The following is a 20,313-nucleotide window of genomic DNA, read 5'->3' as shown; positions in this document are numbered from 1 at the left end:
GCCGTCTGGAAGGGCACGCAGTCGTTTGATCCTGCCCGGTTGATGCCTAAAAGCGACTTGCAAAAAACATAGAACCTCAAACAGCTGCGAGCCCTTGTCCGCGAAACGCTGCGCTCCTCGGCGGCACAGAGGGGCTGTCCGGGCCGTGCCGCATACCGGGCGCTTGTCGTGACTTTGATGCCGCGGCCCTCACCCCGGCCCTCTCCCGGAGGGAGAGGGAGGAAGTCCAAACACACGACCGCTCTGACCACGGCGATGGGGGTTGAGCCCTTGGGTGGCCGTTGAGGCACCGCCGAGCAGCGCAGCGGCGGGCGGATCAGGGCTCGCAGCTGTTTGAGCGCAGCGAGTTCTGCGAGACCCCGCCCGTCGTGAGCAGCGCAGAGGAGCCCGAAGGGCCGGTGACGTCGGCCGCCCAAGGGCTCAACCCCCATCGCCGCACCCCGAAGAACGACAGCCTCAACGCCCAAGATAAACCTCGATCACGCGTTCATCGGCCTGCACCTCGTCCAGCGTTCCCTGCGCCAGCACAGAGCCATCGCACAGCACGGTCACGATTTCAGAGATGGTGCGGATGAAGCTCATGTCGTGCTCCACCACCATCAACGAATGCTTGCCCTTGAGGGTAAGGAACAGCTCTGCCGTGCGGGCCGTTTCCTCGTCGGTCATGCCGGCCACGGGCTCGTCGAGCAGCAGCAGCTTCGGGTCCTGCATCAGCAGCATGCCGATTTCGAGCCACTGCTTCTGGCCGTGGCTCAGGTTGCCGGCCAGGCGCGAGACGCTCTCTGCCAGGTGGATGGTCTCCAGCACTTCGGCCAGCCGGTCGCTTTGCGCGGAGTCGAGCTTGAACAGCATCGATGCGCGCACACCCTTGTTGGTCTTGAGTGCGAGTTCGAGGTTCTCGAACACGGTGAGATGCTCGAACACCGTCGGCTTCTGGAACTTGCGGCCGATGCCCAACTGGGCAATGTCGGCCTCGCGATGGCGCAACAGGTCGATGGTGCTGCCGAAGAACACGGTGCCCGAATCGGGCCGGGTCTTGCCGGTGATGATGTCCATCATCGTGGTCTTGCCCGCACCGTTGGGTCCGATGATGCAGCGCAGTTCGCCGGGCGCAATGTCCAGCGACAGGTTGTTGATGGCCTTGAAGCCGTCGAAGCTCACGCTGACGTCTTCCAGGTACAGGATGCGGCCGTGGGTGACGTCCACCTCGCCCGGCGTGGCGATGCGGCCGAAGCCGGCGGCGCGGCCGCCCGATTCGGTCTTGCCGCTGTCGTACGGCTGGCCGTGGGCGCGTGCCGCGCGCTCGGCGCCGGCCGCCATGAGGTCGGGGGTCATGCGCGGGCTCCCTTCACGTCGGCGGCCAGCGGCGCGTGCAGCGCCTCGGGCTCCATGCCTTGCGCCGCGGCCATGGCGCGCTGCGCTTCTTCGCGGCCTGCGCTCGGTGCGGCTGGTGCCGCCTTCTCGCGCGACAACCACTTCTTTACCAACCCCACGATGCCGTTCGGCAGGAACAGCGTGACAGCAATGAACAAGGCGCCCAGGAAGTACAGCCAGTACTCGGGGTATGCGACGGTGAGCCAGCTCTTCGCGCCGTTGACGATGAAGGCGCCGATGATCGGACCGATCAGCGTGGCGCGTCCGCCGACAGCCGCCCAGATCGCAATCTCGATGGAGTTGGCGGCGCTCATCTCTCCCGGGTTGATGATGCCGACCTGGGGCACATACAGCGCACCGGCCACGCCGCACATGACGGCGGAGATGACCCAGATGGTGAGCTTGTACGGCAGCGGGTTGTAGCCCGAGAACATCACGCGCGTTTCCGCGTCGCGGATGGCCTGCAGCACGCGGCCGAACTTGCTGCCGATGAGCCACTTGGCAAACAGGAAGAAGCCCAGCAGCGTGAGGCCGGTGAGCGCGAACAGCGTCATGCGCATCTCCTGCGTGGCGATCGGGATGTTCAGGATGCGCTTGAAGTCGGTGAAGCCGTTGTTGCCGCCGAAGCCCGTCTCGTTGCGGAAGAACAGCAACATGGCCGCGAAGGTCATGGCTTGCGTGATGATCGAGAAGTACACGCCCTTGATGCGCGAGCGGAAGGCGAAAAAGCCGAACACGAAGGCGATCAAGCCCGGCACCGCGACGATGAGGATCAGCGTGGCGATGAAGCTGTCGCTGAAGGTCCAGTGCCAGGGCAGCGTCTTCCAGTCGAGGAACACCATGAAGTCCGGCAGGTCGCTCTTGTAGTTGCCGTCGCGGCCGATCTGGCGCATGAGGTACATGCCCATCATGTAGCCGCCGAGCGCGAAGAACAGGCCGTGGCCCAGCGAGAGGATGCCGGTGTAGCCCCAGATCAGGTCCATGGCCAGCGCGCAGATGGCGTAGCACATGATCTTGCCGACCAGCGCCACGGCGTAGTCGCTCATGTGCAGCGGGCTGTCAGCCGGCACCCACATGTTGAGCACCGGCGCCACGGCGCACACCACGATCAGCGCGATGAAGAAGGCCGTCCAGCCCTTGCCGCTCAAGAGCGGCCCCTTGGTTGGAAGTACGACCTTGCTCATGCCTCAGCGCTCCGGCCTTTCATCGCGAAGATGCCTTGGGGGCGCTTCTGGATGAAGATGATGATGAAGACAAGCACCGCGATCTTCGCGAGCACCGCGCCCGCCCAGCCTTCGATGAACTTGTTGAGAATGCCCAGCCCCAGCGCCGCATACACGGTGCCCGCGAGCTGGCCGACGCCGCCCATCACGACCACCATGAAGCTGTCGACGATGTAGCTCTGGCCGAGGTCGGGACCGACGTTGCCGATCTGGCTCAGCGCACAGCCCGCGAGGCCCGCGATGCCCGAACCGAGCGCGAAGGCGTAGGTGTCGATGCGTGCGGTGTTCACGCCCATGCACGAGGCGATCGGGCGGTTCTGCGTCACGCCGCGCACAAAGAGACCCAGGCGCGTCTTGCCGATGAGCCAGCCCATCGCGAGCAGCACGAGCACCGCAAAAATGATGATGCAGATGCGGTTCCACGGCAGCGTGACGTTGCTCAGCATGGTGAAGCCGCCGCTCATCCAGCCGGGGTTTTCCACGCCGACGTTCTGCGCGCCGAAGAGCGTGCGCACCAGCTGCTGCAGCATCAGGCTGATGCCCCAGGTGGCCAGCAGCGTCTCCAGAGGCCGGCCGTAGAGGAAGCGGATCACCCCGCGCTCGAGCACCGCGCCCACGAGCGCCGATGCGAGGAACGAAACAGGAATGGCGGCCACCAGATACCAGCCGAAGGCCGCCTCAGGCAGGTACCTCTGGAAGATGCCCTGCATCACGTAGGTGGCGTAGGCGCCGATCATCATCAGCTCGCCGTGCGCCATGTTGATGACGCCCATCAGGCCGTAGGTGATGGCCAGGCCCAGCGCCGCGAGCAGCAGCACAGAGCCCAGGCTGATGCCGCTGAACACGGCGTTGATGCGGTCGCCCCACACGAGCGAGCCGTCGATGCTCGCGATGGACGCGACGATGGCAGCCTTGACGTCGGCCTCGGTCTCGTCGGCCAGGCGCTGGTTGAGCAGCAGCTTGGTGTCGGGGTTGCGGTTGTTGCCCAGCTCTTTCGCGGCCACGAGGCGCTTGGCCTTGTCGGCGCTGGTGAGCATGCCGGCGGCGCGCACGAGCTCAAGCTGCGCCTTGATCTTCGGGTTGGTCTCGGCGGCGAGCGCCTTCTCGACCATCGGGATGCGGGATTCGTCCGGCTCCTTGAAGAGCGCCTGCGCGGCTTCGGCGCGCACCGCGTCGTCCTTGCTGGTGAGCTTGAGCGCGGCTTGCGCGGCTTCGAGCGCGCCGCGCATGAGGTTGTTGTTGACGACGTCTTCGGCGGTGTCGGGCACCTTCAGTTCGGCGCCGGTGACGGGGTCGTAGCCCTTGTCGTCCTTCATCACGAAGACCTTGTCTTCGGTGTATTTCACGGCGTCGTCGGACATCGCCTGGATGAAGGCGGCGGTCTTGTCGTCGGCGGTGAGGACGGCCTTGTTGAGCGCGGCGATGCGGGCTTCGGACTCGCCGGAGGCGATGGCCCGGGCTTCGTCGGCGGTCAGCGCGTGGGCGGCTGTTGCCAGGAGCAGCAGGGCGGCGAATGCGCAGTGAAGGGTTCGTCGAAGCATCATGAACTTGGAAGTTGGGTTGGCTCCCTCCCCTTCCGGGGGAGGGTTGGGGTGGGGGCACGCGGCGCCAACAAGGACGCAGTGACCAGAATCGACCGCCGCTTGCCCCCACCCCTGCCCTCCCCCAGCGGGGGAGGGAGAAACACACTTACATCGACTTGCCAGCAGGCTGATCCGGCTTCTTGTCGTTGCCTTCGATATACGGGCTCCAAGGCTTGGCCTTGACCGGACCCGGCGTCTTCCACACCACGTTGAACTGACCATCGGCCTTGATCTCGCCGATGAACACGCTCTTGTGCAGGTGATGGTTCTTCTCGTCCATCTTCGAGACGATGCCCGACGGCGCCGTGAAGGTCTGGCCGGCCATCGCAGCGATCACCTTGTCGGTGTCGGTGCTCTTGGCCTTCTCGACGGCCTGCTTCCACATGTGGATGCCGATCCAGGTGGCTTCCATCGGGTCGTTGGTGAGCGGCTTGTCCTTGTGGCCGGCGATGTTCTTGGCCTTGGCGTAGTCGCTCCACTGCTTGATGAACGCGGTGTTGGTCGGGTTCTTGATCGACATGAAGTAGTTCCATGCGGCCAGGTGACCCACGAGCGGCTTGGTGTCCACGCCGCGCAGTTCTTCTTCGCCCACCGAGAAGGCGACGACCGGCACGTCCTTGGCCTTCAGGCCCGCGTTGCCCAGTTCCTTGTAGAAGGGCACGTTGGAGTCGCCGTTGATGGTCGAGACCACCGCCGTCTTGCCGCCGGCCGAGAACTTCTTGATGTCGGCCACGATGGTCTGGTAGTCGCTGTGGCCGAAGGGGGTGTACTTCTCGTCGATGTCGGTGTCCTTCACGCCCTTGCTCTTGAGGTAGGCGCGCAGGATCTTGTTGGTCGTGCGGGGGTAGACGTAGTCGGTGCCCAGCAGCACCCAGCGCTTGGCGCCGCCGCCTTCCTTGCTCATCAGGTAATCGACGGCCGGAATGGCTTGCTGGTTGGGCGCGGCGCCCGTGTAGAACACGTTCTTGGAGAGCTCTTCACCCTCGTACTGCACGGGGTAGAACAGGAGGCCGTTCATTTCCTCGACCACCGGCAGCACCGACTTGCGGGACACCGAGGTCCAGCAGCCGAAGATCACCGAGACCTTGTCCTGGCCGAGCAGTTGCTTGGTCTTTTCAGCGAACAGCGGCCAGTTGGAGGCCGGGTCGACGATCACGGGTTCGAGCTGCTTGCCCAGCACGCCGCCCTTCTTGTTGATGTCGTCGATGGCCATCAGCACCGTGTCTTTCAACACGGTTTCCGAGATGGCCATCGTGCCCGACAGCGAGTGCAGCACGCCGACCTTGATGGTGTCGGCGGCAAATGCGGGCGCAGCAGAAATGCTGGCCAGCGCGACGGCGGCGGTGAGCGCCTTGAGTGTGAAACGACGTTGCATGTGGACTCCTGCTCCGGGTGGGTTGAACCTTGTCGACAGCGTGTGGCTGGCGATGGAGAGGAGTCTGCGAAATGCACCAACAAGGGGAAATACGCCGGGTGGCGTACACGGAAGGTACTCAGCCGCCGGGGTTTCCGGCGCCCGCGGGCGGGACCGGGTATTTGCTGGCGTTCACGCGCATCTTGCTTCGCGCCGCGTCGATCAGGTCGATGCCGAGCTTGTCGGCAAGCTGCAGCAGATAGAGCAGCACATCCGCCATCTCGGCACCGACCTCGGCGCGCTTGTCGGGCGGGAGGGATCGGCTCTGCGCCTCGGTGAGCCACTGGAAATGTTCAAGCAGTTCGGCGGCTTCGACGGACAGGGCGGAGGCGAGGTTCTTGGGGGAGTGGAAGGGCTCCCAGTTTCTGTCTTTCGCGAAGGTGCGCAGCGCGTCGGTCAGCTGTTGCAGCTCGGTAGCCATGGCTCTCTCCCCTTGTCTGAATTCAGGCTCACGCCCAACAAACCCATTTTGGGCTTTAAAATGCCCAAAATGGGTAAATCACTGCCGCCAGAAGTGGAGAAGACCGCCAGCCTGGCGGACGCTCTTTTCACAATGACTCAGCAACGCGTGCTCGGCTGCCTTTTCGGCCAGCCCGAACGCAGCTTCTTTTCCAGCGAGCTGATCAAGCTTACCGGCGCCGGCTCCGGCGCTGTGCAGCGCGAGCTGAAGCAACTGACCGACAGCGGCCTGCTCGTCACCTCCCGCGTCGGCAACCAGAAGCACTATCAAGCCAACGCCGCAGCGCCGATCTACGAAGAGCTGAGCAGCATCGTTCGCAAGACCTTCGGCCTCGCCGGTCCGTTGCGCGAGGCTCTGGAGCCGTTGGCTGAAAAGATCGACGCCGCCTTCGTGTTCGGCTCGGTCGCCAAGAAGAGCGACACGGCCGCGAGCGACATCGACCTGCTGCTGATCAGTGAAGAACTTGCGTATTCGGATCTGTTTCTCGCGCTCGACGCGGTATCGGCGCGCCTGGGCCGTACAGTGAATCCGACCCTGTTCACAAGAAAAGAACTCATGCGAAAACACAAGGATGGCGAATCGTTCGTGAGGCGCGTAATGGAACAGCCCAAGCTCTGGGTGATCGGCGACGCGGATGCCCTCCCCGCTCGATAACCTCTGCGGCCCGACCAAGCCGCTCGCCGCCGAACCTCCGGACGCCCGCGAATTCGCGGGCCTCATGCGATCCGGCCTTGCGCGCCTGGCGGATGCCCAGGTCAAGCAACTTTCTGTCGAGGGCCGCTTCGATCTTGCCTACAACGCAGCGCATGCGATGTGCCTCGCCGCGTTGCGCTGGCATGGCTTCCGTTCGAGCAATCGCTTCATCGTCTTCCAGGTGCTGCCGCACACCTTGGAGTTGGGACCGGAGGTGTGGCGCGTGTTGGCCAAGGGGCACGAAATACGAAATCTCGGCGAGTACGAAGGCGATCTGAATGTGGATGAACGCATCGTTCGCGACCTGATTGCGGCATGCCAACGCGTGGCAGCCAAGCTCGCTGCGCTGCCCCCGCCCGGAAAATACTGATCGCTTCTCCGCCGCTCTCGTTTGGCTGTCAGACCTTGGCCGCGTGCTTGAACTGCGCAGCCGCAAACGCCCAGGTCATGCGCGTGGCATCGGGTCCGGCCGCATCGCTGAACAGCAACCTGGACGCGCCGCCGCTCCACGCATGTCCCAGGCCCGCGACCTCGCACAGCGAGACCACCGTGCGGCCCTTCAGCTTGAAGTCGGTCACGCGCATCGCGCGGCGCTTGCCGCGCTGCACGGCGCGCGGCAGACCGGGCCTGGCGCCCATGGCCGTGGCCCACACCGCCGCACTGTGGACCGCATTGCTGGGCGCGACCACCGAATCGGCGTCGCCGTGCAGCACCAGCATCGGCGGCAAGGTGGCAAAGACGGCCGCGGCGCCCATCGCCTTGCCGACGGCGGTGGCCGGCATCGGCGGCACGTTCCGGCCGCGCATCGCACCCAGCGCGGTGGCCGAGGACTTGGCGGCGCCGGGGGCCACGCCCGAATGCATGACGACCGCGCGAAAACGCTGCGGATAGCGCGTGGCCACCAGCGCAGCCATGCTGGCGCCGGCCGAAAGGCCGGCCAGTGCGATGCGCTCGCGGTCCACCGGGTAGAGCATGCAGGCCTGGTCGACCGCAGCCATCAGCGTTGCGGCCTCGGCGTCGGCCTTGCCCGAGCGGCGCTCGTACCAGTTCCAGCAGCCTTGGGGATGGGCCAGGCGATCCTGCTCGGGGTAGAGCACCAGAAAGCGCTGGCGCACCGCCAGCGCGTTCATGCGCGTGCTCGCGGCAAAGTCGCGACCGCTCTGGCCGCAGCCGTGCAGCATGACCATGAGCGGAAGCTTTTCGCCGGGCGCAAGGTGCAGGCCGGCCGGCCGGAACAGGTGATAGCCGCGCGCCCCGCCCGCGCCTATGGCCACGCCGCTGAGCCAATCGCCCTTGCCGGGCGGCGGCTTGAGGCTCTTGGCGGCCGCGCGCTGCACACGGCCCGCCACGCGCTTGCTGTTGCTCAGCGTGATCTTGGTGAGCGCCTTCAGGTTGCGCTGGTAGGCGCGGGCAAAGACGGAAGCTGTGGAACGACGGGCCATGGCGCAGTGTGAAGGCAAAGCGCCGGCCGGTATAGCGGCCGAGAGGCCGCAAGCCCGCTATGCCCTCAATAGATCTCCGGAACGATCATGTGCGCGGGCACGGGCTGGCGCAGGTAGTCGTCATGCCGCACGCGCGAAGGCAGCTCGACCGGCGGATGCGCCACCTCTTGGTACGGCAGCTGGCCAAGCAGGTGGCTGATGCAGTTCAGCCGCGCCTTTTTCTTGTCGACCGCCTGCACCACCCACCACGGCGCCTCGGGAATGTGGGTGCGCTCCAGCATGATTTCCTTGGCCTTGGTGTATTCCTCCCAGCGGCGGCGGCTCTCCAGGTCCATGGGACTCAGCTTCCATTGCTTGAGCGGATCGTGGATGCGGCCGAGAAAGCGCATGTGCTGCTCGTCGTCGGTGATGGAAAACCAGTACTTGATGAGCTTGATGCCCGAGCGCACCAGCATCTTCTCGAACTCGGGCACGGTGCGAAAGAACTCCTCGTACTCGTCGTCCGAGCAAAAGCCCATCACGCGCTCGACGCCGGCGCGGTTGTACCAACTGCGATCGAACAGCACCATCTCGCCGGCGGCCGGCAGGTGCGCGGCATAGCGCTGGAAATACCACTGCGTGCGTTCGCGATCGTTGGGTGCCGGCAGCGCGGCCACGCGGGCCACGCGCGGGTTCAGCCGCTGCGTGATGCGCTTGATGACGCCGCCCTTGCCCGCCGCATCGCGGCCTTCGAACAGGATGACGACCTTCTGCTTGCTGTGCTGCACCCAGTCCTGCAGCTTGACCAGCTCGCCCTGCAGGCGGAACAGCTCCTTGAAGTAGGCCTGGCGGGCCGCCTTGTCGGTGGCGGTGGCGGTGGAAATGGCCGGGTCGAGTCCGTCGATGTTGCGGTCTTCGATCTCCAGCTCGAGCTCTTCGTCGTAGCTGTCGATCAGGTCGCGGGCGATGCGTTGCATCAGGTCTTCGTGGTCTGGAAGGGCGCTCGGCAGCATGATGAAAGAAGGAATGGGGAGAAGTAAAAAGCATGCTGCACGCCGCGCATGACTGCGGCGTGACGGTTTGGCGACTGCTTTCTGTCAGCCGACACGCCGTTGTCACATTGCGCGAACACCATGTGCGGCCACGCCAAGGCAAACAACCGCCCATGACACCGCCCGCCGCCGGAGCACGGCGCCACCGCTTTTTTTGATCCTGCACCTTGTCGGCATTTCATGACTTGGCCGCTCATTCCTACGGCGGCGACGAAGCCGGGCTGATCTGCGGCTACCTGTTCGATGCGTCCGCACCGGAGCCGGCGCGCGCCATCGATTCCGCGCAAGCCGCGGCCTGGCTCGCCCCCGTCTCTATGCAAGACGGCACCGGCGCAGCGCCCGGCCACCCCGAGCAAGCGAGCGCCCCGGCGCAGGCGTCCCCATTCCTTTGGTTGCACTTCAACCTGAGCCACGCGCAGGCCGAGCGCTGGCTCCTGCGGCACGCGAATCTTTCGGACACCTTCTACGAGACGCTGCACGACGGCCTGCCCTCCACGCGCATCGAGCGCGCGGACGATTCGCTGATCGCCGTCATCAACGACGTGCACTTCGAGTTCAGCTTCGAGCCCTCGGACATCTCCACGTTGTGGATCAGCGTGGGCCCGCGCCTGGTGGTCACGGCGCGCGCCAAACCGCTGCGCTCGGTCGATGCGCTGCGCACGGCGGTGAAGGCGGGCGATGCGCCGCGTTCGAGCACTGAACTGCTCGAGCACCTGCTGCGCGCGCAGGCCGATGTGCTGGTGAAGATCGTGCGCGGCGTCACCGCGCGCATCGACCGCATCGAGGACGAACTGCTGGCCGGCCGCCTGGACAACAAACGCGCGCGCCTGGGCGTGCTGCGGCGCCTGCTGGTGCGGCTGCAGCGCCTGCTGGCGCCGGAGCCCGCCGCCCTCTTCCGGCTGCTGCAGGGGCCGCCGGCCTGGATGTCCGAGCCCGATGCGCAAGAGCTGCGCGGCTCGACCGAAGAGTTTTCGGTGGTGCTGCGCGACATGCAGGCGCTGCAGGAGCGCATCAAGCTGCTGCAGGAGGAAATCGCCGCCAACGTCAACGAGGACAACAACCGCAGCCTGTTCGTGTTGACGGTTGTCACCGTGCTGGCGCTGCCGATCAACATCCTGGCGGGACTGTTCGGCATGAACGTGGGCGGCATTCCGCTGGCCGAGCACAAGCACGGTTTCTGGATCGTGGTGGCGATCGTGGCGAGCTTCACCGCCGTGGCGGCCTGGGCGGCTTTTCGCAAGAAGCGTTGAGCGGCCCGCGGCCGAGCGGACCGGGCGCAAGCGAAGCCGCGTCGCGCGGCGCATTAATGCTATTTATTTAGTAGCGTCTTTCGCAGCATCCATGCGCCTGCATCGGCATTCCAGACCCCATAGAATGGCGGGGTGTCATCCATTCTCAATGCCGATCTTCACTGCCACTCCGTGGTCTCCGACGGCACACTGACGCCCGAACAACTGGCTGTACGCGCAGCCGCCAACGGGGTCGATCTCTGGGCCCTCACCGACCACGATGAAGTCGGCGGCCAGCATCGCGCAGCGGCGGCCGCGCGCGAAAACGGCATGCGCTATCTCACCGGCACCGAGATCTCGGTGACCTTTGCGAACGAAACCGTGCACATCGTCGGCCTGGGCTTCGATGCGGACGACGCGGCGATGACGCAAGGCCTCTACGACACGCGCGGCGGCCGCGGCAAGCGCGCCCAGGAAATGTCCGAGGGGCTGGCCAAGGTCGGCATCCAGGGCGCTTACGAAGGCGCGCTGAAGTTCGTCGGCAATCCCGAACTCATCTCGCGCACACACTTCGCACGCTTTCTGGTGGAGCAGGGCCACTGCCGGGACACCTCCGAGGTGTTTCGCAAGTACCTCACCGAGGGCAAGCCGGGCTACGTGCCGCACCGCTGGGCTTCGCTCAAGGATGCGGTGCACTGGATCACCGCCGCCAAGGGCATGGCGGTGATCGCGCACCCCGGGCGCTACAAGTTCACGGCCAACGAGGAGTACGCGCTGTTCCTCGAGTTCAAGGCGCACGGCGGCCAGGCGATCGAGGTCGTCACCGGCAGCCACACGCCCGCCGAATACGTCGAGTACGCCGACAAGGCGCTCGAGTTCGGTTTCGCCGCTTCGCGCGGCAGCGATTTCCACAGCCCCGACGAGAGCCACTGCGATCTCGGCAAGCTGCCTGCGTTGCCCGGCGCACTCACGCCGGTGTGGGAACTGCTCGGCCACCGCATCCAGCAGTGAGCCAGAGCGCAGGGCCCGGCACCCACGACGCGGCCAGCAGCGTTGCGCTGGCAAATGCACGCACGGCGCAGCAGCAAAGCCGCAACAAGGAGTCCGAACGCATCCTCGCGGGCATCGGCCTGGTGATCGTCGCGTTGGCCTGCTTTGCCACGCTGGACACTGCCACCAAGTTCTCGACCCTCGGCGTGCCGATCCTGATGGGCGTGTGGTTCCGCTATGCCTTCCAGGCGGTGGCGACCACGGCGGTGCTGCTGCCGCTGCACGGCACGGCGCTGTTGCGCACGCGCCATCCGCGCTACCAGTTGCTGCGCGGTGCATTGCTGCTGGTGTCGAGCACGCTGGCCTTCCTGAGCCTGCGCTACATGCCGCTGGCGGAGTTCACCTCGATCGTGCTGATCGCGCCGCTGGTGATCACGCTGCTCGCGGCGACCACGCTGAAGGAGTACGTCTCGCCGCTGCGCTGGGCGCTGGTGGCCGGCGGCTTCGCCGGCACGCTGGTCATCCTGCGGCCGGGCGGCGAGGCCTTCAGCTGGGCGGTCCTGCTGCCGATCGGGCTGGTGCTGACCAACGCCTGGTTCCAGGTGCTCACCAGCAAGCTGGCGCAGACCGAGAACCCGCTGACCATGCATTTCTATACCGGCTGGGTGGGCACGCTCATCGCGTCGCTGGCGCTGCCCTTCGTGTGGACCACCCTGCCCTCGTGGGAATGGTGGGCGCTGCTGTGCCTGATGGGCTTCATGGGCACGGTGGGCCACTTCATCCTGATCCTGGCCTACCAGCGCGCGCCGGCCTCCACGCTCACGCCGTACCTCTACGCACAGATCGCCTTTGCGATGCTGGGCGGCTGGTTCGTTTTTTCCCAGGTGCCCGACCGCTACTCGCTCATCGGCATTGCGATGATCGCGGTCTGCGGCGCCGCCGGCGCGTGGCTCACGGTGCGCGAGCGCCGCGTGCCCATCGAACCCGCCGAATCCTGAACAGAGAGAGAAAGGAGATCGCCTGATGGCCCAGTACTTCGAAGTCCACCCCGAGAACCCGCAGCAACGGCTGCTCAAGCAAGCCGCTGCGCTACTCACGCGCGGCGAGATCGTGGCCGTGCCCACCGACTCCAGCTACGCGCTGGCCTGCCACTTGGACGACAAGGACGCGGTCGACCAGTTGCGCCGCATCCGCCAGGTCGACGAGAAGCACCACCTCACGCTGCTGTGCCGCGACCTGAGCGAGCTGGCCAACTACGCGCGTGTGGACAACAAGCAGTACCGCCTGCTGAAGGCCGCGACGCCCGGCCCCTACACCTTCCTGCTCGAAGCCACCAAGGAAGTGCCGCGCCGCGTGAGCCATCCGCAGCGCAAGACCATCGGCCTGCGCGTGCCCGACCACAAGGTGCTGCTGGAGCTGCTCGCGCTGCACGGCGCGCCGCTCCTGGCCACCACGCTGATCGCGCCCGGCGAGACCGAAGCGCTCAACGACGCGCAGACCATCCGCGAGCGCTTCGAAAAGCAGATCGGCGCGGTCATCGACGCCGGCGCCTGCCCTTCGCAGCCGACCACCGTGGTCGACCTCACGCCGATGGGCACGGGCGACGATCCGGTCGTGGTGCGGCAGGGGCGCGGCGCGCTGGCCGTGCTCGGTCTGTAGAAAGAAGTTGGAACCGATAACCAATGCCTGTCTGACACAATCGCCCGGTGGAAATTTCCAATCTCATCCAGACCGTTCTCATCTACGCACTGCCCGTGATCTTTGCAATCACCGTGCATGAGGCGGCCCACGGCTATGTGGCCCGCTACCTCGGCGACAACACCGCCGCGTCGATGGGCCGGGTCACACTCAATCCCTTGAAGCACATCGACCCCATCGGGACCATCCTGATGCCGTTGATGCTGTACTTCGCCACGTCGGGGGCCTTCCTGTTCGGCTACGCCAAGCCGGTGCCCGTGAACTTCGGGCGGCTGCGCCATCCCAAGCGGGACATGATCTGGGTGGCGCTCGCGGGGCCGGCCTCCAACTTCATCCAGGCGATTCTCTGGGCGCTGCTGCTGGTGGCGCTGGTGGCTGCCGGCATCGATGAAACCTTTTTCATCAAGATGGCGCAGGGCGGCATCCTGGTCAATCTGGTGATGTGGGCCTTCAACCTGTTTCCGCTGCCTCCGCTCGACGGCGGGCGCGTGCTGGCGGGGCTGCTTCCCAGCGGGCCGGCTCAGAATTTTCTTGCGCGCATCGAGCCCTACGGCTTCTTCATCGTGATGGCGCTGGTGCTCGCCGGTGTCGTCAGCACCTTCTGGTTGCGGCCCCTGATGGACGCTGGCTACTTCGTCATCAACCTGCTCATCACGCCGCTCAAGGCATTGCTGCTCTAAGTCTTCGTTCCATGGCCACGTCTTCTTCGTCTCCCCTTCGCGTCCTGACGGGCATCACCCCGTCCGGCACGCCCCACCTGGGCAACTACGTCGGCTCGATCCGCCACTCGGTGCGGCAAAGCGTTGCGCCCGGTGTGGAGAGCTTCTTCTTCCTGGCCGACTACCACGCGCTCATCAAGGTGCAGGATCCGGCGGTGATCCAGCGCTCCACGCTCGAAATCGCCGCCAGCTGGCTGGCCTGCGGTCTGGACCCCGAACGCGTGACCTTCTACCGCCAGTCGGACATCGTCGAGATTCCCGAGCTGACCTGGTTTCTCACCTGCGTGACCGGCAAGGGCGTGCTCAACCGCGCGCATGCCTACAAGGCGCAGCTCGACAAGAACGTCGCCAAGGGCGACGACCCCGACGCCGACGTGACGGCCGGCCTCTTCATGTACCCGGTGCTGATGGGCGCGGACATCCTGATGTTCAACGCCCACAAGGTGCCCGTGGGCCGCGACCAGGTGCAGCACATCGAAATGGCGCGCGACATGGCACAGCGCTTCAACCACCAGTACGGCGAGCACTTCACGCTGCCCGAAGCCGAGATCGACGATGCCGTCGCCACCCTGCCCGGCCTGGACGGCCGCAAGATGAGCAAGAGCTACGGCAACACGATCCCGTTGTTCGCGCCGCGCGCGTACTTGCAAAAGCAGATCGCCAGCATCGTGACCGACTCGCGCGCGCCCGGCGAGCCCAAGGAAACCGAAGGCTCCGCGCTCTTCCAGATCTACCAGGCCTTTGCCGATGCCGACGAAACCGAGATGCTGCGCAAGGCCTATGCCGACGGCATCGGTTGGGGCGACGCCAAGCAGTTGCTGTTCGAGCGCATCGAAGTCGAAGTGGCGCCGCTGCGCAAGCGCTACGAGGCGCTGATGAGCGACCCGGCCGAGATCGAACGCATCCTGCACATCGGCGCCGAGAAAGCCTGCGCGCTGTCCAAGCCGTTCATGGCGAGCCTTCGCCATGCGGTGGGCCTGCGCAACCTGGCGGCCCGCAAGGACAAGGGCAATGCCAAGGCGGCCAAGGTCGCGAAGCCCAGCTTCAAGCAGTACCGCGAACGCGGCGACGGGCTTTTCTATTTCAAGCTGCTGGACGCACGCGGCGAAACCCTGTTGCAGAGCCGTGGATTCGCCTCGCCGCAGGAAGCGGGCCGTACCATCGCGGTCTTGCAGGAACAACGAGGCTCAGCGCTCGCCGCATTGGCAGAGCAGTTGGAGCCCATCGATACAGAAGGAACGCGCGCCGTGACAGAGGCGCTGGAGGCTTTGTCGGACGCAACGGCTGCTCACAGCGGAAGTTGATCCGGCAAGCGCCCACCAGCGTGTCGGCGGTGCGCGAAAAGAGAAGAGAAGAGAAGAGAAGACGGTGCGATCACAAAGGAAGAAAACATGAGCATTTATGTCATCGACGACCATCCCCTGATGCGCGACGCGATCGTGATGGTGTTGCGGCGCCTGCGGCCGGCCGAGAACATCGTCGAGCTCGAGCGGCTGGACAAGCTCGCGAGCTCGGTGCAGCAGCGGGGTGCGCCCACCCTCTTTTGCCTGGACTTGAAGTTGCCAGACACGAACGGCGTATCGGGCGTGATTGCGGTCAAGCAGGTCTACCCCAACGTGCCGATCGCCGTGTATTCGGCGGCACCGGCCGCGGACATGGAAGACGCCTGCATCGAGGCGGGTGCCGACACTTACATCGAGAAGTCGGCCAGCTCCAACGAGCTGGCGGCTGCCCTGCGCGGCCTGCTGATGGCGGGCTCGGAAGAAGCCGACGAGCCGCCGCTGGCGAGCAGCAAGCTCTCGAAGCGCCAGACGCAGCTGATTGCCATGCTCGACAAGGGCATGAGCAATCGCGATATCGCGACCGACCTGGAAATCAGCGAGCACACGGTGAAGGTTCACCTGTGGCGCCTGTTCCGCCGGCTGGGTGTGAAGAGCCGCACGCAGGCGCTTCACTACGCCCGCACCAACGGCCTTTTGTCGGGCTGACTGGGCTCGCCCCCAGGCTACGCGCTTCGTGTCGCTACGCCAGCCCCCTACCGGGGGCGACACCTGCGGCCCGGCAAAGCCGGTTCCGCGGTGTCTCCCGAAAGAACCGCGCCGTTGTGCGCGGTTTTTTGATTGCGCTTCTTAGCCACCGGAGGCGCTCACACGCGCCTGCGCCACCGCCTCGTCGGCATCGTGCAGCGCCACGCGGAACACGCTGCCGCTGCCCAGCCGCGAACGCACGCTGACCGGGTGCCCCAGCACGTGCGAGAGCCGCGCGACGATGGCCAGGCCCAGGCCGAAGCCGTCGGACGTGCCGGCGTGATCGGCCACCTTGTAGAACTCCAGGAACACGTCGCGCAGGTGCTCGGGCGCAATGCCGATGCCGGTGTCCCACACCTCCACCCGCATGCCGTCGCGGGTCTGGCGCGCGGCCAGCAGCACGCCGCCTTCGGTCGTGTACTTGATGGCGTTGGCCAGCAGGTTGCCGATCATGCGGCGCACCCGGATCGGGTCGGTGAGAAACGAGCCTTCGGTCACATGCACGCGAAAGTCCAGGCCCCGGCTTTCAGCCACCGGGCGGTATTGCAGCTCCAGGTCGTGCAGCAGCTCCGGCACATCGACGCGCTCGACATGCAGCCGCACCTGGCCGGAGTCGATGCGCGCCAGGTCGAACATCGAATCGAACAGCGCATTCACCGCATGCGTGGCGCGCACGATCTTGGGGGCGAGCTCCAGCACCAGCTCGGGCTCGTTGCGCAGCCAGTCGGCGTACAGCGACAGCGCCAGCACCGGCTGGCGCATGTCGTGCGCGGCGCTGGCCAGGAAGCGGTTCTTCATTGCCACCGCCGACACCGCGGCCTGCCGCTGCTGCGTGAGCGACTTGATCAGGATGTGGTTGTGGAAGAGGAGCTCCAGGCTGTTGCGCGCCGTCTCGTGAATGTGGCGCCCCGCCCGCAGCAGCAGAAACCAGTGCAGCGTCGGCAGGATCGGCATGAGGTAGCCGTACTGGAAATGCGGCTGCTGCAGGTTGATGCTGATGAGCCGCAGCAGCACCGCCGCGAGCATGGTGATGAACAGCGTGTTGACATAGCGCTTGAGCAGCGGCGGGTGCAGCGCCAGCCCGTTGAGCGGAAAGGTGCCCACGCCGGCCACGATCAGCCAGCTCATGAACTGGTTCACCTGCGGCGTACGCTCGAAGAACAGCAGGATCGACAGCCCCCACACCACCGCGCTGGTGCTCCACACAAAGCCGTAGCGCTCGGTGAACTGCAGTTGCGCCGCCGAGCTGCGCCCGGCGTAGCGCACCGCGTAGACGCGCGCGCCCCAGGCGCGGCAGGCGGTGGCGATGATGCCGGCCACGAGCCAGGTCAGCAGCTCCCAACGGGGCACGTAGGCCCAGTTGAGCCCGACCATGGCCGGCATGAGCGCGGCCGAGACGATGTAGGAGCCGCGCGCGGAGCGCATCAGGCTTCGGATGAGTTCGCCGCGCACCCACGATTCGGCCTCGTCGGCCGAGGCCGGTGCCGGTGTCAAGCTCGCGATCGACGGATTGGCCATATGGCGCAGGCCCCTTGTTGTATCCCGCCAGAAAGATGGGCCTCATGCAGAGGCCCCCGGAGAGGGGACGATGTTAACGGTCTGGCAGTCAATGTTTCTCAAGGCGATGGCAGAACAACGCTCGCCGCAATTCGGGGTGCCTGGCGTCGTGCTGGCCCCTGGCGGCAGCTGCGAAGGGCCGCCCGATTACCATGGCGCCTGCTTCCGCGACCCTGACGGAACAAACCCTGCGTCTGCTGCCACGCGCCACCCCACATGTTGAACACCATCACTCCCTTTCTCGTCCACTGGGCCATCACGGCCGTCTCCCTCTGGGTTGCCAGCCATCTGTTTCGCGGACTCAAGTTCGACAGCACCGGGGCGCTGGTGGTTTCGGCGCTCCTGCTCGGCCTGGCCAACGCGGTCGTCAAGCCGCTGCTCATCGTGCTCACGCTGCCGCTGACACTGGTGACCTTCGGCCTCTTTCTCCTGGTCATCAACGCGCTGATGATCATGCTGGTGGCCGCGCTGGTGAAGGGCTTCAGGGTGTCGGGTTTCTGGACCGCCCTTTTCGCAAGCATCTTCATCTCGCTCCTGAGCATCGCGATCGGCGCCTTCGTCACCAGCGGCGATCCGGCCGACAAGGTGCAGATGCCGCAAAGCGGCAACTGGCTCTGAGCCCTGCGGTACGGCCCTGCCGCCGCCGCGGCAGAACGCGGCGCGCGCCATCCCATATTCGCAGGAGGACAGGAATCGCCGGATCCCTATGATCCGCCCCACCCGGCAACCGCCCGGGCAAGAAAAGGGGCCTCTCGATGAAGATCGCATTCACCTCGTGCATGAATTTCGAGGCCGGGCTGGACGGCTTCCAGCGGGTCTGGAACCGCATCGCGGTCGAGCAGCCCGACTACCTCTTCCTGCTCGGCGACCAGATCTACATGGACTACTTCCCGCACCTGGGCAAGCCGGCCGGCTGGAATGCCGAGGAGTTCAGGGCCGCCATGACCGCGAAGTACACCGCGCAGTGGAACGTGCCCAACTTCAGGATGCTGTTCAACGCCATGCGCCTGCGCCAGGGCGTCGACGGCGGCGTCTACGGCACCTGGGACGACCACGACTTCGCCTGGAACAACGCCTGCGGCACGCAGGTTTCGGCCCCGGTGAAGGCCGTCACGCGCGAACTGTTCTCCAGGTTCATGAAGATCGATCCCCCGACGGCCGGCATCTACTACGCGGTGCCGCTGCGGCAGGGGCCGCAGAAGATCGGCAAGGCGATCTTTCTGGACACCCGCTGGTACCGCGACGTGCCGGGCGACGGCAACACGCTGCTGGGCGAAGACCAGTTCAGGTTTCTGGAAGCCGAGCTCAAGGACGAAGACGGGCTGGTGCTGATCTGCGCCGGCACGCCGATCCGCGCCACCGGCAACGGATGGATGCGCTACCGCGACGACTACGCGCGGTTTCGCCAGATCACCTACGGGCGCAACATCATCTTCCTGTCGGGCGACATCCACGAAAACGCCTTCCTGCCGCCGCCGGGAGAAACCCGGCTCTTCGAGGTCATTTCCTCGGGCGCCTTCGTCACCAAGTACAAGTACGTGGGCGACCGCGAGAACTTCGGCATCCTCGACTACACGCCCGGCGGGCTGATCGACATCAAGCTTTTCGACCGGCACGGGCTGGAAAAGCACAACACCATCCGCAACACCGACTTCGCCTACGAAGAGCTACTTTAGGGACAAGGCCGCGGGCCGGCCTTCGCGGGGAATACGGCAACCAAGCCATCGGCATCGCATATCCTCGCGCTCTGCGTCCAGAGTCCCGGAGACAGAGCCCCTTGCCCGCGCCCAAAGCCCCAGCCTCCCCCGCTTCCCTTTCCCGACCGGCCACGATGGCCGATGTGGCCGCACGCGTGGGCGTCTCCAAGATGACCGTTTCGCGCGCGCTCAACCGCAGCACGGGCAGCGACCGTGCGACCTCCGAGGCGCTGCGCCAGCGCATCCTGCAGGCCTGCGAGGAGATGGGCTATGTCATCGACCAGACGGCGCGCACCTTCTCCAGCAAGCGCTCGGGCTTCGTGGCGGTGCTGATTCCGTCGCTGAACAACTCCAACTTCTCTGAGACCGCGCAGGGCATCGCCGCGGCGTTGGAGGCGCGCGGCCTGCAGGTGCTGCTGGGCTACACCGACTACCGCGTGGAGAACGAAGAACGCCTGCCGCGCGTGATGCTTGCGCGCCCCGACCTTCGTTGATGAGCCGCACCGCCAGCGCGAACTCGGCATGGAAGCGGGACGAGCCGCAAATGCTCAGTTCCTTGGCCACCACCATGTTCTGCGGAATGCTCACGTCGCCGCCCAGGCCCAGTTGCACGACGATGCCGCGCGGGCGCATCACCTCCAGCCCGTCGCGCAGGGCATGCTCGTTGCCCGAGCATTCGAGCATCACGTCGAAGCTCCTCTTGTCGGCCGAATAGCGCGACACCCAGCTCTGTCCTGCGCGACGTTGACGGTGCCGTCGGCGCCGATGGCGCGCGCGATGGCCAGCGGTTCATCGACCACGTCGGTCGCCACGATTTCGGCCGCGCCGTGCACACGCGCCGCCGCAATCGCCAGCACGCCGATCGGCCCGCAGCCCGACCAGCACGCGCTTGCCCAGCAATGAACCCGCCCGCGACACCGCATGCAGCCCCACCGAAAACGGCTCGGCGAGCGCGGCCAGGCGCGACATCCCGATACAGCAAGCGCCATGGTCAGCAGCACACGCCTGCCCTCGCGCTCAGACGATGAGCACCCTTTCGTTTCGAGCGACTCCGAGCACAAAGCCTGTCGGCTTCCATCGGCTCGAATCCGAAGTGCGGCGCACCACCATCCAAAGCAACTTCCTTCTGACACTGCTGCCGCGTCTGATTACTAAAGACTTCCTATTCTTTCGGCG

General features: G+C 65.7%; 20 protein-coding genes and 1 pseudogene. 12 read left to right on the top strand and 9 right to left on the bottom strand.

Annotated features, from left to right (window positions below):
- Positions 1-456: 456 nt before the first annotated feature.
- From urtD to ABIC90_RS19920, 5 genes are all read right to left on the bottom strand, one after another.
- Positions 457-1,335 (bottom strand): urea ABC transporter ATP-binding protein UrtD, encoded by an 879-nt coding sequence (urtD, locus tag ABIC90_RS19940; protein WP_354357062.1) that lies wholly within the window; start codon positions 1,333-1,335, stop codon positions 457-459.
- Positions 1,332-2,558 (bottom strand): urea ABC transporter permease subunit UrtC, encoded by a 1,227-nt coding sequence (gene urtC / locus ABIC90_RS19935; RefSeq protein ID WP_354357060.1) that lies wholly within the window; start codon positions 2,556-2,558, stop codon positions 1,332-1,334. Before urtC ends, urtD begins: the two co-directional genes overlap by 4 nt.
- Positions 2,555-4,102, bottom strand: a complete 1,548-nt coding sequence (urtB, locus tag ABIC90_RS19930) for an urea ABC transporter permease subunit UrtB (protein ID WP_436318228.1) — start codon at positions 4,100-4,102, stop codon at positions 2,555-2,557. Before urtB ends, urtC begins: the two co-directional genes overlap by 4 nt.
- 184 nt (positions 4,103-4,286) lie before the next feature.
- The gene (gene urtA, locus ABIC90_RS19925) at positions 4,287-5,555 is read right to left on the bottom strand and encodes an urea ABC transporter substrate-binding protein (protein ID WP_354357056.1); all 1,269 of its coding nucleotides are present in this window, start codon (positions 5,553-5,555) and stop codon (positions 4,287-4,289) included.
- 118 nt (positions 5,556-5,673) lie between these two features.
- Positions 5,674-6,015 carry a nucleotide pyrophosphohydrolase gene (locus ABIC90_RS19920; RefSeq protein ID WP_354357054.1) on the bottom strand — a complete coding sequence of 114 codons (342 nt, stop codon included), beginning with the start codon at positions 6,013-6,015 and terminating at the stop codon, positions 5,674-5,676.
- A gap of 12 nt (positions 6,016-6,027) precedes the next feature.
- Here ABIC90_RS19920 and ABIC90_RS19915 point away from each other — a divergent pair, with 12 nt between their 5' ends.
- Positions 6,028-6,708: a nucleotidyltransferase domain-containing protein gene (locus tag ABIC90_RS19915; RefSeq protein ID WP_354357052.1), complete on the top strand. Its 681-nt coding sequence runs from the start codon at positions 6,028-6,030 to the stop codon at positions 6,706-6,708.
- Entirely contained in the window at positions 6,689-7,117 is a 429-nt protein-coding gene (locus ABIC90_RS19910) for a hypothetical protein (protein ID WP_354357050.1), read from the top strand. The genes ABIC90_RS19915 and ABIC90_RS19910 overlap by 20 nt, the downstream gene beginning before the upstream one ends.
- Positions 7,118-7,145: 28 nt before the next feature.
- Here the strand turns inward: ABIC90_RS19910 and ABIC90_RS19905 are convergent, their stop codons facing one another.
- On the bottom strand, positions 7,146-8,189 hold the full coding sequence (locus ABIC90_RS19905) for an extracellular catalytic domain type 1 short-chain-length polyhydroxyalkanoate depolymerase (protein ID WP_354357048.1): 1,044 nt from the start codon (positions 8,187-8,189) through the stop codon (positions 7,146-7,148).
- 65 nt (positions 8,190-8,254) lie between these two features.
- Positions 8,255-9,181, bottom strand: coding sequence for a polyphosphate kinase 2 (ppk2, locus tag ABIC90_RS19900; RefSeq protein ID WP_354357046.1), 927 nt, complete (start codon positions 9,179-9,181; stop codon positions 8,255-8,257).
- Positions 9,182-9,387: 206 nt separating this feature from the next.
- Between ppk2 and ABIC90_RS19895 the strand changes: the two genes are divergently transcribed.
- The 7 genes from ABIC90_RS19895 to ABIC90_RS19865 all read left to right on the top strand — a co-directional run bounded on the left by ABIC90_RS19895 (position 9,388) and on the right by ABIC90_RS19865 (position 15,844).
- Positions 9,388-10,470, top strand: coding sequence for a transporter (locus ABIC90_RS19895; protein ID WP_354357044.1), 1,083 nt, complete (start codon positions 9,388-9,390; stop codon positions 10,468-10,470).
- Between the two features lie 132 nt (positions 10,471-10,602).
- Positions 10,603-11,460 carry a 3',5'-nucleoside bisphosphate phosphatase gene (locus ABIC90_RS19890; protein ID WP_354357043.1) on the top strand — a complete coding sequence of 286 codons (858 nt, stop codon included), beginning with the start codon at positions 10,603-10,605 and terminating at the stop codon, positions 11,458-11,460.
- Positions 11,457-12,437 (top strand): DMT family transporter, encoded by a 981-nt coding sequence (locus ABIC90_RS19885; protein ID WP_354357042.1) that lies wholly within the window; start codon positions 11,457-11,459, stop codon positions 12,435-12,437. The genes ABIC90_RS19890 and ABIC90_RS19885 overlap by 4 nt, the downstream gene beginning before the upstream one ends.
- A 25-nt stretch (positions 12,438-12,462) precedes the next feature.
- The gene (locus ABIC90_RS19880; RefSeq protein WP_354357041.1) at positions 12,463-13,098 is read left to right on the top strand and encodes an L-threonylcarbamoyladenylate synthase; all 636 of its coding nucleotides are present in this window, start codon (positions 12,463-12,465) and stop codon (positions 13,096-13,098) included.
- Positions 13,099-13,145: 47 nt separating this feature from the next.
- Positions 13,146-13,817, top strand: a complete 672-nt coding sequence (locus ABIC90_RS19875) for a site-2 protease family protein (protein WP_354357040.1) — start codon at positions 13,146-13,148, stop codon at positions 13,815-13,817.
- 11 nt (positions 13,818-13,828) lie between these two features.
- On the top strand, positions 13,829-15,160 hold the full coding sequence (locus ABIC90_RS19870) for a tryptophan--tRNA ligase (RefSeq protein WP_354357039.1): 1,332 nt from the start codon (positions 13,829-13,831) through the stop codon (positions 15,158-15,160).
- 87 nt (positions 15,161-15,247) lie between these two features.
- On the top strand, positions 15,248-15,844 hold the full coding sequence (locus tag ABIC90_RS19865; RefSeq protein ID WP_013543036.1) for a LuxR C-terminal-related transcriptional regulator: 597 nt from the start codon (positions 15,248-15,250) through the stop codon (positions 15,842-15,844).
- A 141-nt stretch (positions 15,845-15,985) separates the two neighbouring features.
- On the opposite strand, the gene shkS is transcribed toward ABIC90_RS19865, so the two are convergent.
- Positions 15,986-17,401, bottom strand: coding sequence for a surface-behavior sensor histidine kinase ShkS (gene shkS / locus ABIC90_RS19860; RefSeq protein WP_354357037.1), 1,416 nt, complete (start codon positions 17,399-17,401; stop codon positions 15,986-15,988).
- Between the two features lie 255 nt (positions 17,402-17,656).
- On the opposite strand from shkS, the gene ABIC90_RS19850 reads away from it, so the two are divergent.
- From ABIC90_RS19850 to ABIC90_RS19840, 3 genes are all read left to right on the top strand, one after another.
- Positions 17,657-18,058 carry a phage holin family protein gene (locus tag ABIC90_RS19850; protein ID WP_354357078.1) on the top strand — a complete coding sequence of 134 codons (402 nt, stop codon included), beginning with the start codon at positions 17,657-17,659 and terminating at the stop codon, positions 18,056-18,058.
- A 137-nt stretch (positions 18,059-18,195) separates the two neighbouring features.
- Positions 18,196-19,116 carry an alkaline phosphatase D family protein gene (locus ABIC90_RS19845; protein WP_354357035.1) on the top strand — a complete coding sequence of 307 codons (921 nt, stop codon included), beginning with the start codon at positions 18,196-18,198 and terminating at the stop codon, positions 19,114-19,116.
- 155 nt (positions 19,117-19,271) lie between these two features.
- Entirely contained in the window at positions 19,272-19,631 is a 360-nt protein-coding gene (locus ABIC90_RS19840; protein ID WP_354357076.1) for a LacI family DNA-binding transcriptional regulator, read from the top strand.
- Here the strand turns inward: ABIC90_RS19840 and ABIC90_RS19835 are convergent.
- Positions 19,618-20,097 (bottom strand): annotated as a pseudogene (locus tag ABIC90_RS19835) (zinc-binding dehydrogenase); the annotation flags it as partial. The gene ABIC90_RS19840 and the pseudogene ABIC90_RS19835 sit on opposite strands and share 14 nt — an antisense overlap.
- Between the last annotated feature and the right edge of the window lie 216 nt (positions 20,098-20,313).

The organism is Variovorax boronicumulans, from assembly GCF_040544675.1.
In the GTDB taxonomy this organism is placed as follows: domain Bacteria; phylum Pseudomonadota; class Gammaproteobacteria; order Burkholderiales; family Burkholderiaceae_C; genus Variovorax; species Variovorax boronicumulans_D.
Note: the sequence above shows the minus strand (reverse complement) of the source record. Positions and strands in the feature narration are given on the sequence as shown.

Bases quoted from the DNA above. Each gene is read 5' to 3' on its own strand.
- urtD (WP_354357062.1), bottom strand. From the start codon at position 1,335: ATGACCCCCGACCTCATGGCGGCCGGCGCCGAGCGCGCGGCACGCGCC.
- ABIC90_RS19920 (WP_354357054.1), bottom strand. From the start codon at position 6,015: ATGGCTACCGAGCTGCAACAGCTGACCGACGCGCTGCGCACCTTCGCG.
- ABIC90_RS19850 (WP_354357078.1), top strand. From the start codon at position 17,657: ATGTTGAACACCATCACTCCCTTTCTCGTCCACTGGGCCATCACGGCC.
- urtC (WP_354357060.1), bottom strand. From the start codon at position 2,558: ATGAGCAAGGTCGTACTTCCAACCAAGGGGCCGCTCTTGAGCGGCAAG.
- shkS (WP_354357037.1), bottom strand. From the start codon at position 17,401: ATGGCCAATCCGTCGATCGCGAGCTTGACACCGGCACCGGCCTCGGCC.
- ppk2 (WP_354357046.1), bottom strand. From the start codon at position 9,181: ATGCTGCCGAGCGCCCTTCCAGACCACGAAGACCTGATGCAACGCATC.
- ABIC90_RS19840 (WP_354357076.1), top strand. From the start codon at position 19,272: ATGGCCGATGTGGCCGCACGCGTGGGCGTCTCCAAGATGACCGTTTCG.
- ABIC90_RS19905 (WP_354357048.1), bottom strand. From the start codon at position 8,189: ATGGCCCGTCGTTCCACAGCTTCCGTCTTTGCCCGCGCCTACCAGCGC.
- ABIC90_RS19880 (WP_354357041.1), top strand. From the start codon at position 12,463: ATGGCCCAGTACTTCGAAGTCCACCCCGAGAACCCGCAGCAACGGCTG.
- ABIC90_RS19865 (WP_013543036.1), top strand. From the start codon at position 15,248: ATGAGCATTTATGTCATCGACGACCATCCCCTGATGCGCGACGCGATC.
- urtA (WP_354357056.1), bottom strand. From the start codon at position 5,555: ATGCAACGTCGTTTCACACTCAAGGCGCTCACCGCCGCCGTCGCGCTG.
- ABIC90_RS19845 (WP_354357035.1), top strand. From the start codon at position 18,196: ATGAAGATCGCATTCACCTCGTGCATGAATTTCGAGGCCGGGCTGGAC.
- ABIC90_RS19870 (WP_354357039.1), top strand. From the start codon at position 13,829: ATGGCCACGTCTTCTTCGTCTCCCCTTCGCGTCCTGACGGGCATCACC.
- ABIC90_RS19910 (WP_354357050.1), top strand. From the start codon at position 6,689: ATGCCCTCCCCGCTCGATAACCTCTGCGGCCCGACCAAGCCGCTCGCC.